The following is an 11,292-nucleotide window of genomic DNA, read 5'->3' as shown; positions in this document are numbered from 1 at the left end:
CCGCGCGAGCGCACACGGCTCGAGCGCGGGAAGGGCGGGGAAGGATCTGCGGAGGCGGGGCTCTGCGGCCTCGAAGGGCCCGTCAGAAGCGCCCTAACGCATTCGCTTGCTCATCGGAGGGCTCCCTCGAACGACCAGGACCCCTGGTGTCCCACTCGATCGAGTGCGAGGGATCCGCGCTTGCCGCGAGCCCTGCTGCTCACGGCCTGGTCCTCACCCGGGGCACCCCGCCACGGACGGAGGGTTGCCGGACAGCCGGCCGGGGCCTGATGGCTGTCGCTCATGACCTGGTCGCCCATCCTGCCACACGGGCCCGCGGCACGCGCAAGGCGCGGTCCGGATCCCGGACGGACCGGACCGCGCCCTCACCGCCGGCGCACCGCCGGGACGCGGCTCACGCGTTGCTGACCAGCACCCAGCGCTCCAGAACCCGCCGGGCGGTGCCCGAGTCGATCGATTCGGCGGCCCGCTCCATCCCTGCCCGGAGCTGCTCCGCCAGGGTCCCGGTGCCCGGTTCGAGCGCCGTCAGCGCCGCCGCCGAGTTCAGCAGCACCGCGTCCCGCACCGGACCGTGCTCGCCGTCCAGGACCCGCCGGGCGACCTCCGCGTTGTACGACGCGTCGGCGCCGCGCAGGGCCTCCAGCGGTACGGGCTCGATGCCGACGTCGCGCGGGTCGAAGCGCTCCTCGGTCACCTTTCCGTCCCGGACCACCCACACCGTCGAGGGACCGGTGGTGGTCAGCTCGTCGAGGCCGTCGTCGCCGCGGAACACCAGCGAGGAGTGGCCGCGGCCGGCGAACACGCCGGCCATGATCGGGGCCATCCTCGGGTCGGCGACCCCGACGGCCTGGGCCCTGACCCGGGCGGGGTTGGCCAGCGGGCCGAGGAAGTTGAACACCGTGCGGACGCCGAGCTGGCCGCGGGCGGCCGCCACGTGGCGCAGTGCCGGGTGGAACTTCACCGCGAAGCAGAAGGTGATCCCGGCCTCCTCGGCGACCTCGGCGACCCGCCGCGGGGACAGCTCCAGGTTGACGCCGAGCTTCTCCAGCACGTCGGAGGCGCCGGACGCGGAGGAGGCGGCCCGGTTCCCGTGCTTGACGACCTTCGCCCCGGTGCCGGCGATGACGACGGAGGACATCGTGGAGATGTTCACCGTCCTGGCGCCGTCGCCGCCGGTGCCGACGATGTCGACGGTCTTCCCGGGCACCTCGATGCCGATGGCGTGGTCGTACATCGCCCGGACGCAGCCGGTGATCTCCTCGACGGTCTCGCCCTTGGCCCGCAGGGACACGGCGAACCCGGCGATCTGCGCGTCGGTGGCCTCACCGCGCATGATCAGGTCCATCGCCCAGGCGGTGTCGTCGGCGGACAGGTCGCGGCCGTCGAGCAGGCCGTTCAGCAGGGCGGGCCAGGAGCGGCCCGCCGCGGTGTCGCCTCCTGCGGGGGTCACAGCGCTCATCGGCCGCTCCTGGGTCCTCGGCGTCTTCGGCAGACGGACGGGTAGGGGTTCCGCCCCACCCTATCGACCCGGGGGCACGACGAAGGGCCCCCGTCCGGTCCTCGGACGGGGGCCCTTCGCAGTCGTGTGGCGACTCGGTTGCCCGGTGGGGCGGTTGAGGCGGTGCGGGGATCAGTGGTGGCCGTGGCCGCTCGTGATCTCCTTGTACTCCTCGACGGTCGGCTTCGGAATCTGGGACTCCTCGCCGTAGTAGCCCTTGCTGAGCTTGACGCGCAGCTTCTCCAGCGGCTTCACCTTGCGCTCGACGCCGTTCTCGTCGACGAGCGGGCCGATCTCGGCCGGCTGGTACTGCTCGTGCGCCGTGAGGGTGTGCAGCTGCTCCTGGCTGAGCGGCTCGTGGACCTCGATGAACTCACCGTGCGGCAGGCGCTTGATGATGCCCGACTCGCGGCCGTGCAGCACCTTGTCCCTGTCCCGGCGCTGGAGGCCGAGGCAGATCCGCTTGGTGACGATGAACGCCACCACGGGACCGACGAAGAACCCGATGCGGACGAACCAGGTGATCGCGTTGATCGACAGGTCGAAGTGGGTGGCCCACAGGTCGTTGCCGCCGCCGATGAGGGAGATGAAGTACAGGGTGATCCAGGCGACGCCGAAGGCGGTCCGCGTCGGGGCGTTGCGCGGGCGGTCCAGGATGTGGTGCTCGCGCTTGTCCCCGGTCACCCAGGACTCGATGAACGGGTAGACCGCGATGGACACCAGGACCAGGCCGAAGACCGTCAGCGGGATGAACACGCCCAGGACGAGCGTGTGGCCCCAGAAGTTGATCTCCCAGCCCGGCATCACCCGGACCAGGCCCTCGGAGAAGCCCATGTACCAGTCGGGCTGGGCTCCGGTGGAGACCATGTCCGGCCGGTAGGGGCCGATGTTCCAGATCGGGTTGATCGTCGCGACCGCCGAGACGATGGCCAGCACGCCGAAGACCAGGAAGAAGAAGCCTCCGGCCTTCGCCATGTACACCGGCAGCAGCGGCATGCCCACGACGTTCTTGTTGGTCTTGCCCGGACCCGCGAACTGCGTGTGCTTGTGGTAGAAGACCAGGATCAGGTGCGCCACCACGAGACCGAGCATGATGCCCGGCAGCAGCAGGATGTGGATCGAGTAGAACCGGGCGATGAAGTCGTCCCCCGGGAACTCCCCGCCGAAGATGAACATCGAGAGGTACGTGCCGACGATCGGCACGGACAGGACCGCGCCCTGCGTGAAGCGGATGCCGGTGCCGGAGAGCAGGTCGTCCGGGAGCGAGTAGCCGGTGAAACCGGTGAACATGCCCAGGACGAGCAGCAGGAAGCCGAACAGCCAGTTGACCTCGCGCGGCTTGCGGAACGCGCCGGTGAAGAACACGCGCATCATGTGCACGAACATGCCGGCCACGAAGATCAGCGCGGCCCAGTGGTGGAGCTGCCGGATCAGCAGACCGCCGCGGACGTCGAAGCTGATGTCCAGCGTCGACTTGTAGGCCTCACTCATCAGCTGTCCCTGCATCGGGACGTAGCTGCCGTGGTACACCACCTCGTTCATCGACGGGTGGAAGAACAGCGTCAGGTACACACCCGTGAGGATGATGATGATGAAGCTGTAGAGGCAGACCTCACCCAGCATGAACGACCAGTGGTCGGGGAAGATCTTGCGCATGTTGGCCTTGGCCAGGGAGTAGATCCCCAGCCGGCCGTCGGCCCAGTCCGCTACGCGTTCGCCGGCCGGAGCCTTCCCGCGCGAGCGGCCCGGCCCCTCGGCGCCGGACGGGCTGGTGGTGCTGGTCGTGGTACTCATCCGCGCTCCCAGAAGGACGGACCGACGGGCTCTTCGAAGTCGCCGAGCGCTTCGAGGTAACCCTCGTCGTTCACACCGATACGCAGCTGCGGCAGGGCGTGACCGGCGGGACCGAAGATGACCCGGGCCCCGTCGGAGAGGTCGAAGGTGGACTGGTGACAGGGGCACAGCGCGTGGTGCGTCTGCTGCTCGTACAGGGAGATCGGGCAGCCGACGTGGGTGCAGATCTTCGAGTACGCGACGATGCCCTCGTGCGACCACTCGAGCTCGCGCTTGTCCTTGATGTTCTCCGGCTGGATGCGGACGAGCATCAGGGCGGCCTTGGCGATCTCGTTCATGTACCCGTGCTCGTGCGGGTCCAAACCCTCGGGCTGAGCGAAGGTCAGCGAGCCCACGATGATGTCGGACGGCCGCATGGGCTCGTTCGTGTTCATGTTGACGAGCAGCTTGCCCTTTTGCCACGCCGTGTGGCGGAGCTTGGTGCCGGGCAGCGGACCGAGGTCGCGCAGCAGGACCACGCCGGACAGCGGGACCAGGGCCAGCGCGCCGAACATCGTGTTGCGGATCAGCTTGCGCCGTCCGATCACGGACTCCTTCGCGCCCTGGCGGAAGTCCTCCATGACCTTCTCGCGGACCTCCGGCGACGCGGCCACCGGGTGCCGCTCGTCGGCGGTCTCCTGGTCCGACATCAGCGTGCGGGCCCAGTGGACCGCGCCGGCGCCGATGGTGAACAGGGCGATGCCGAGGGTCATACCGAGCGCGAAGTTCAGCGCGTTGATGTGACCGATCGGGAAGATGTAGACGGACTTGTCGACCGGGATCGTCACGAACGACGCGATGAAGCCGACGGTGGCCAGCATCGACAGCGTGAACAGCAGGGCGACCGTACGCTCGGACCGCTTGGCGGCCCGCTCGTCGATGTCCTGGATCCGCGGCTCGTGGGGCGGCAGCCCCGGGTCGGCGAACGGGTTCTTCTCGTCCGCGACGCGCACCGCGCCGTGCGCGGTGTCCTGCCCTGCGGGCAGCTTCTCTTCGGGAGTCTCTTGGGTACTCATGACTTCCTGGCCTTTGCGGTCCGAGCGGCGACCCAGACGGCGACCGCGATCATTCCGCCGAGTCCGAAGATCCACGCGAACAGACCCTCGGAGACCGGGCCGAGCCCGCCCAGCGACAGGCCGCCGGGGCTCACGGTCTCCTCGCCGTTCACCGTCTTCACGTAGGCGATGATGTCCTTCTTGTTCTGCTCCGACAGCGAGCCGTCGGGGAAGGAGGGCATGTTCTGCGGGCCGGTCAGCATGGCCTGGTAGATGTGCTTGGGGGCCACGCCCTCGAGGTCGGGGGCGTACTTGCCGTGCGTGAGCGCACCGCCCTTGCCGGTGAAGTTGTGGCACTGCGCGCAGTTGTTGCGGAACAGCTCACCGCCCTTGGCGATGTCGGCACCCTCGGGGCCGTACTGCTCCTCGGTGGGAACGGCCGGGCCGGCGCCCAGGGAGGCGATGTACGCCGCCAGCTGGTCGATCTCGGCCTGGGTGTAGACGGCCTTCTTCTTCGGAAGCTGCGCGGCCTGCGAGGTGGCGGCCGGCATACGGCCGGTGGCCACCTGGAAGTCGACGGCCGCTGCGCCCACGCCCACCAGGCTGGGGCCGTCGCTGGTGCCCTGCCCACCGGTGCCGTGGCAGCTGGCACAGCCGACCGCGTAGAGCTTCTTGCCCTCCTCGATGGTGAGGGATTGGGCGGTTTCGTCGGCCTGCGCCTTGCTCGCGGGTGCGAGCACGGCGTACAGCCCCCCGGTGCATGCCAGCGCGAGGAGCAGAACGACGAGCGCCGCCAACGGGTGGCGTCGTCGTGCGGAGAGCTTTTTCACGGATTACCCCGGTGTCAGGATCTTCTGCGTCGATGCTTCTGGTGGGTGCGCTTCTTCGAGCGCGCGGATTCGGGTCCGCCTACTTGATCATGTAGATCGTTGCGAAGAGGCCGATCCAGACGACATCGACGAAATGCCAGTAGTAGGAAACGACGATGGCCGCCGTCGCCTGGTCATGGGTGAACCTCCGAGCCGCGTAGGTCCGGCCGAGGACGAACAGGAAGGCGAAGAGACCTCCCAGCACGTGCAGGCCGTGGAAGCCGGTGGTCAGGTAGAAGACCGAGCCGTAGGGGTCCGAGGAGATGGAGAGCCCCTCGTGCTTGACCAGCTCGGTGTATTCGAGGACCTGGCCGCCGATGAAGATCGCACCCATGATGAACGTGACGATGAACCACGCCCGGAGCTTCTTCACGTCCCCGCGCTCGGCGGCGAAGACGCCGAGCTGGCAGGTGAGTGAGGAGAGCACCAGGATCGTGGTGTTCGTCAACGAGAACGGGAAGTTCAGGGTGTCGGCCTTCTCCGACCAGAAGTCGGGTCCGGTCACCGATCGCAGGGTGAAGTACATCGCGAAGAGGGCCGCGAAGAACATCAGCTCGGAACTCAGCCAGATGATGGTTCCGACGCTGGTGAGGTTCGGTCGATTGACCGACGGGTGCGCGTGCCCGGTGTCTACTGTCGTTGCTGTCGCCACGCCGACATTATGTCGGTCGCTTATCCCGCCCTCACCCCGGGGGGTGCCGTTCGGTGTGTTCGCCCGTCGTGTACTGCCCGGATGGCTCATCGAAGCGGTGTCCGAACCGGTGTCGGCGGGCTGCCCCAAGGGGTAGCATCCGCGCCATCGGCACCACTGGTGCCGGACGATGCCGTGCCCCTCGGAAGCGTGGAGGAACAATGCAGGCGACCGCCACGGTGCTGGTCTACAGCGACAACGCAGGCACCCGGGAGCAGGTGCGGCTCGCCGCCGGCCGGCGGCCGGCCCCGGACGTGCCCGTCGTGGAGTTCGTGGAGTGCGCGACCCTCCCTGCCGTTCTCGGGGAGCTGGAGCGGGGCGGGATCGACGTCTGCGTCCTGGACGGGGAGTCCTCGCCGGTGGGCGGCATGGGCGTATGCCGGCAGATCAAGGACGAGATCTTCGGGTGCCCGCCGGTGCTGCTGCTCATCGGCCGGCCGCAGGACGCCTGGCTGGCCACCTGGAGCCGTGCGGAGGCCGCTGTGACGCTGCCGGTGGAGCCGGTGGAGTTCGCCTCGGCCCTGGCCTCCCTGCTGCGCCGGAAGCACGCCCTGAGCGCTTAGGGCCCGTCCGCGGCGGGTCCCGGGTCACTCGTCCGGGTCAGGCCGGCCGGGGGCGCAGGCGCGCCTTCTCCTCGGGGGCGGGGCCGGGTCCGGCGCCGCCCGTCAGGGCGCTGCCCTCGCGCCACTGCTCCCAGCCGAGGTTCCAGTCGCCGAAGCCGTTGCCGAAGGGCTCCATGGTCGCGCCGCCCGAGTTGACGACCTCGACCAGGTCGCCCTGCTGGAACGTGCCGAAGAACCACTCGGCGTCCTCGGTGCTCATGCCGACGCAGCCGTGGCTGACGTTGTCGTAGCCCTGGGAGCCCGCGGACCAGGGGGCGGCGTGCACGTACTCGCCGCTCCAGGTCACCCGGGTGGCGAAGTGGACGGGCATGTCGTAGGACTCGGGGGAGCCCTCGGCTATGCCTATGGTGGTGCTGCGCATGCGTACGAGGCGTTCCTTGGCGAGGACGACCTTGACGCCGTTGCGGGTCTCGAAGCCGGGCTTGCCGGCGGTGACGGCGATCGACCTGATCTCCTCGCCGCTCTTGTAGACCGTCAGCCGGTGCGCGGCGACGTCGGTGACGGCGATGACCCGGTCGCCGGTGCGCAGGGTCAGCGGTGCGGTCCTGCCGCCCCTCAGCCGGTCGCCGATCATGACGCCCTCCAGGGTGCTGTGCATCCTGATGCCGGTGTTCTCGGGCCAGTACTCCCTCGGGCGGAAGTGGAGCTCCTTGTCGTCCACCCAGTGCCAGGCGCCGTTCACCGCGGGCGTGGAGGACACCTTCAGGCCGCGCTCCACGACGGCGCGCTGGGCGGGGTCCTTGACGGGCGCGCTCAGCTCGGCGGTGAGCGGCTGGCCGACGCCGTAGGTGCCCGTTCCGGGGCCGAAGGTGACGCCGAGGCTCTCGGCGCCGCTGCTCGTGGCCGCGGTGGGCCTGCCCGTGGTGAAGGTGAGGACCTTGCGGCCCCGCGCCCCGTCCTCGTCCTCGGTGCTGACCCGGACCGTGTAGGCGGTGCCGGCGGCGAGCGGGGAGGTGCTGTGCCAGCGGCTGCCGTCGGCGGCGAGTTCCCCCGCCACGTGGCGGCCCGCGGCGTCCACCGCCGTGACGTCGGTGATGCGTCCGCCGGAGTCCTCGGTGACGATCTCCAGGGGCGTGTCCGGGTCCGCCTCCTCGCCTTCGGAGGGCCCGCTGAAGCTGATCCGGTCCGCGGCGTCGTAGGGCTCGGCGGCCAGCGGGTCCCCGCCGGAGGTGCAGCCGGTGACGCTCGTACCGAGGGCGATCACCAGCAGCGTGCAGCCGACGACGGTGCGGTTTCGGGGAGCACGTCTCATGGCCTCACGCTAGGGAGCCACGTCAAGCGCGGCACGCCGAAAGACTCGAACGAGTGACATTCATGGCGGCCGGACGCGCCGCGGGGCCCGGACCCTCCCGAAGGAGGGTCCGGGCCCCGCGCGGGTCACCCGTTCCGGTGGTGCGTCCTACTGGGTGCGGTTCTCACCGCGGTAGTACTCGAAGACCCAGCCCCAGATGCTGAGCAGGATCAGCGGTGCCGCGAAGTACATCAGCCACCAGCCGACGGCGACGGACAGGAAGGCGACCGCGCCACCGAGGCCGAGACCGAGCGGCTGCCAGCTGTGCGGGCTGAAGAACCCGAGTTCGCCGGCGTCGTCGGCGACGTCCGCCTCCTTGTTGTCCTGAGGACCCACGTCGACCCGCCGGGCGGTGAAGCCCAGGTAGAAGCCGACCATGATGCTCAGGCCGAAGGCCAGGAAGAGGGCCGTGGTACCGGCCGGCTCCTTGGACCACACGCCGTAGACGATCGCCACGACGAGCAGGAAGGCGCTCAGCCAGACGAACATCTTGCCCTGGATCTTCACTTGCCGGCCTCCTTGCCGCCGGAGAGGACCTTCTCACCGTGACCGGTGTTCTCGAGCTGGTCGAGCGCGGCGATCTCCGGGTGGTGCAGGTCGAACGCCGGGGATTCGCTGCGGATCCGCGGCAGGGAGGTGAAGTTGTGGCGCGGCGGCGGGCAGGAGGTGGCCCACTCCAGCGAGCGGCCGTAGCCCCAGGGGTCGTCGACCTCGATCTTCTCGCCGTACTTGGCCGTCTTCCAGATGTTGTAGAAGAACGGCAGCAACGACATGCCGAGCAGGAACGACGCGATGGTCGAGACCGTGTTCAGCGCGGTGAAGCCGTCGGCCGCCAGGTAGTCCGAGTAACGGCGCGGCATGCCCTCGGCACCCAGCCAGTGCTGGACCAGGAACGTGCCGTGGAAGCCGGCGAACAGCGTCCAGAAGGTGACCTTCCCGAGGCGCTCGTCGAGCATCTTGCCGGTGAACTTCGGCCACCAGAAGTGGAATCCGGCGAACATCGCGAAGACGACGGTGCCGAACACCACGTAGTGGAAGTGCGCCACGACGAAGTACGAGTCGGTGACGTGGAAGTCCAGCGGCGGCGAGGCCAGGATGACGCCGGTCAGACCACCGAAGAGGAAGGTGACCAGGAAGCCCGCCGACCAGAGCATCGGCGTCTCGAAGGACAGGCTGCCCTTCCACATGGTGCCCAGCCAGTTGAAGAACTTCACACCGGTGGGAACCGCGATCAGGAAGGTCATGAAGGAGAAGAACGGCAGCAGCACACCGCCCGTGGCGTACATGTGGTGCGCCCACACCGTCACCGACAGACCGGCGATCGCGATGGTCGCGCCGACCAGACCCATGTAGCCGAAGATCGGCTTGCGGGAGAAGACCGGGACGATCTCGGAGACGATGCCGAAGAACGGCAGCGCGATGATGTACACCTCGGGGTGGCCGAAGAACCAGAACAGGTGCTGCCACAGCAGCGACCCGCCGTTGGCCGCGTCGAAGATGTGCCCGCCGAACGTGCGGTCGTACTCCAGCGCGAAGAGCGCCGCCGCGAGCACCGGGAAGGCGAGCAGGACCAGCACACCGGTCAGCAGCACGTTCCAGGTGAAGATCGGCATGCGGAACATCGTCATGCCGGGGGCGCGCATGCAGATGATCGTGGTGATGAAGTTGACCGCACCGAGGATCGTGCCGAAGCCGGAGAGGGCCAGACCCATGATCCACAGGTCACCGCCGAGCCCCGGCGAGCGGACGGCGTCCGTCAGCGGGGAGTAGGCGGTCCAGCCGAAGCTGGCGGCGCCGTCCGGGGTGAGGAAGCCACCGAGCGCGATCAGCGAGCCGAACGTGAACAGCCAGTAGGCGAACATGTTCAGTCGCGGGAAGGCGACGTCGGGGGCGCCGATCTGGAGCGGCATGATCCAGTTCGCGAAACCGGAGAACAGGGGCGTCGCGAACATCAGCAGCATCACCGTGCCGTGCATGGTGAACGCCTGGTTGAACTGCTCGTTCGACATGATCTGCAGACCGGGCCGGGCGAGTTCCGCACGCATCACCAGCGCCATGACGCCACCGATGCAGAAGAACGCGAACGACGACGCCAGGTACATGGTGCCGATCGTCTTGTGGTCGGTGGTGGTGAGCCACTTCACGACCACGTTGCCGGGCTGCTTGCGCCGGACCGGCTGCTCGCTCTCGTAGGAGTCCACAGCCGCTGCGGCGCCCCGGGGTTCATTGAGGATGCTCACAGGATGTTCGCCTCCCGGTTCTTCTCGTGGCTCGTCTGGTCGATGCCGGCGGGAACGTAACCGGTCTGCCCCTTCTCCGCGAGTTCCTCGAGGTACCGCTCGTAGCGCTCGGGGGAGACGACCTTCACGTTGAACAGCATCCGGGCGTGGTCCACGCCGCAGAGCTCGGCGCACTTGCCGCGGAAGGTGCCCTCACGGTTGGGGGTCACCTCGAAGGCGTTGGGGTGACCCGGGATGACGTCCTGCTTCATCAGGAACGGCAGCACCCAGAAGGAGTGGATGACGTCCCGCGAGGTCAGGACGAAGCGGACCCGCTTGCCCTCGGGCAGCCACAGGGTGGGGCCCGGGTTGTTGTTCTGCGGGTTCCGCGTGGAGGGGGTGCCGCAGTCGTTGACACCGCCGGCGTCGGCCGGGAACGCCTTCTTGTAGAGGTCCGGCACCGCCTCGAGTTCCTTGGCGGTCTTGGCGTCGCCGGTGGAACCCTTGACGTTCTCGATGTAGTTGAAGCACCAGCTCCACTGGAAGCCGACGACGTTCACGGTGACGTCCGGCTTCGCCTCGAGCTTCATCAGCTCGGACTCGTCCCGGGCCGTGAAGTAGAAGAAGACCGAAACGATGATGAGCGGAACCACGGTGTACAACGCCTCGATGGGCATGTTGTACCGGGTCTGCGGAGGTACCTCGACCTTGGTGCGGCTGCGCCGGTGGAAGAAAGCACTCCACAGGATCAGGCCCCACACCAGCGCGCCGATGGCGAGCGCGGCGGCCCAGGACCCCTGCCACAGGGAAAGGATCAGCGGAGCCTGTTCCGTGGTGGGGGTGGGCATACCAAGGCGGGGGAAGTCCTCCCATGTGCAACCTGTGGCGGTTGCCAGGACCAGGCCCGCGGTCAGTGCCTGCAGCAGCTTCCGCCGCATCGGGCGCCGCGGCGAGCGGTCGGAGCCGTTGGGACTCACGTAGCGCCTTCCCGAGAGTCTCGCCCGCGCTGTACGGCTGCGGCCTGGCCTTCTCGCTGGTCGGTCGCCGCCCTGCGTCGGGCAGGGGTTTGGATGTTTATGCGGACCAAACCCTAGCCGACGCCATCCGGGGGGTCGCGGGGAGGGGGTCATACGCGCCGCCCGTCACCCCGAAGGGGTGGGGAGGCGCGCCCAATGGTCGGGAGTGCGGCTTGTGCGGTGGCAACGGCCGGGCACGGCAGGCACGAAGGGCCCGGCCGTTGCCACCGCACAAGCCGCACTCCCGACCATTGGGC

General features: G+C 68.7%; 10 protein-coding genes and 1 riboswitch. Of the genes, 1 reads left to right on the top strand and 9 read right to left on the bottom strand.

The window, feature by feature from the left end; all coding sequences use genetic code 11:
• Positions 1-171 precede the first annotated feature (171 nt).
• Positions 172-288: riboswitch (SAM riboswitch) on the bottom strand.
• A 106-nt stretch (positions 289-394) separates the two neighbouring features.
• The 5 genes from trpD to ctaE all read right to left on the bottom strand — a co-directional run bounded on the left by trpD (position 395) and on the right by ctaE (position 5,847).
• A complete protein-coding gene (trpD, locus tag AOK18_RS15670; RefSeq protein ID WP_055694758.1) occupies positions 395-1,459 on the bottom strand; it encodes an anthranilate phosphoribosyltransferase in 1,065 nt (354 codons plus the stop codon).
• Between the two features lie 171 nt (positions 1,460-1,630).
• A complete protein-coding gene (qcrB, locus tag AOK18_RS15665; RefSeq protein ID WP_055572331.1) occupies positions 1,631-3,292 on the bottom strand; it encodes a cytochrome bc1 complex cytochrome b subunit in 1,662 nt (553 codons plus the stop codon).
• Complete coding sequence (qcrA, locus tag AOK18_RS15660) at positions 3,289-4,347, bottom strand: cytochrome bc1 complex Rieske iron-sulfur subunit (protein ID WP_055572332.1); 1,059 nt, start codon at positions 4,345-4,347, stop codon at positions 3,289-3,291. The genes qcrB and qcrA overlap by 4 nt, the downstream gene beginning before the upstream one ends.
• Positions 4,344-5,156 carry a cytochrome bc1 complex diheme cytochrome c subunit gene (gene qcrC, locus AOK18_RS15655; RefSeq protein WP_055572333.1) on the bottom strand — a complete coding sequence of 271 codons (813 nt, stop codon included), beginning with the start codon at positions 5,154-5,156 and terminating at the stop codon, positions 4,344-4,346. Before qcrC ends, qcrA begins: the two co-directional genes overlap by 4 nt.
• A gap of 79 nt (positions 5,157-5,235) precedes the next feature.
• Complete coding sequence (gene ctaE, locus AOK18_RS15650) at positions 5,236-5,847, bottom strand: aa3-type cytochrome oxidase subunit III (protein WP_055572334.1); 612 nt, start codon at positions 5,845-5,847, stop codon at positions 5,236-5,238.
• Between the two features lie 200 nt (positions 5,848-6,047).
• Between ctaE and AOK18_RS15645 the strand changes: the two genes are divergently transcribed.
• A complete protein-coding gene (locus AOK18_RS15645; protein WP_055572335.1) occupies positions 6,048-6,449 on the top strand; it encodes a DNA-binding transcriptional response regulator in 402 nt (133 codons plus the stop codon).
• Positions 6,450-6,486: 37 nt separating this feature from the next.
• Here AOK18_RS15645 and AOK18_RS15640 read toward each other — a convergent pair whose 3' ends face one another.
• The 4 genes from AOK18_RS15640 to ctaC form a co-directional block, all read right to left on the bottom strand.
• Positions 6,487-7,761 (bottom strand): L,D-transpeptidase, encoded by a 1,275-nt coding sequence (locus tag AOK18_RS15640; protein ID WP_055572336.1) that lies wholly within the window; start codon positions 7,759-7,761, stop codon positions 6,487-6,489.
• 147 nt (positions 7,762-7,908) lie between these two features.
• The gene (locus tag AOK18_RS15635) at positions 7,909-8,307 is read right to left on the bottom strand and encodes a cytochrome c oxidase subunit 4 (RefSeq protein WP_055572337.1); all 399 of its coding nucleotides are present in this window, start codon (positions 8,305-8,307) and stop codon (positions 7,909-7,911) included.
• On the bottom strand, positions 8,304-10,040 hold the full coding sequence (gene ctaD, locus AOK18_RS15630; RefSeq protein ID WP_055572338.1) for an aa3-type cytochrome oxidase subunit I: 1,737 nt from the start codon (positions 10,038-10,040) through the stop codon (positions 8,304-8,306). Before ctaD ends, AOK18_RS15635 begins: the two co-directional genes overlap by 4 nt.
• A complete protein-coding gene (gene ctaC / locus AOK18_RS15625; protein WP_055572339.1) occupies positions 10,037-10,996 on the bottom strand; it encodes an aa3-type cytochrome oxidase subunit II in 960 nt (319 codons plus the stop codon). The genes ctaD and ctaC overlap by 4 nt, the downstream gene beginning before the upstream one ends.
• Positions 10,997-11,292 lie beyond the last annotated feature (296 nt).

Origin of the sequence: Streptomyces prasinopilosus, assembly GCF_001419695.1 — a bacterium.
In the GTDB taxonomy this organism is placed as follows: domain Bacteria; phylum Actinomycetota; class Actinomycetes; order Streptomycetales; family Streptomycetaceae; genus Streptomyces; species Streptomyces prasinopilosus.
The sequence above is the reverse complement of the archived record's forward strand: the minus strand, read 5'-3'. Positions and strand labels throughout refer to the sequence as shown.

Bases quoted from the DNA above. Each gene is read 5' to 3' on its own strand.
- AOK18_RS15640 (WP_055572336.1), bottom strand. From the start codon at position 7,761: ATGAGACGTGCTCCCCGAAACCGCACCGTCGTCGGCTGCACGCTGCTG.
- qcrA (WP_055572332.1), bottom strand. From the start codon at position 4,347: ATGAGTACCCAAGAGACTCCCGAAGAGAAGCTGCCCGCAGGGCAGGAC.
- AOK18_RS15645 (WP_055572335.1), top strand. From the start codon at position 6,048: ATGCAGGCGACCGCCACGGTGCTGGTCTACAGCGACAACGCAGGCACC.
- trpD (WP_055694758.1), bottom strand. From the start codon at position 1,459: ATGAGCGCTGTGACCCCCGCAGGAGGCGACACCGCGGCGGGCCGCTCC.
- qcrB (WP_055572331.1), bottom strand. From the start codon at position 3,292: ATGAGTACCACGACCAGCACCACCAGCCCGTCCGGCGCCGAGGGGCCG.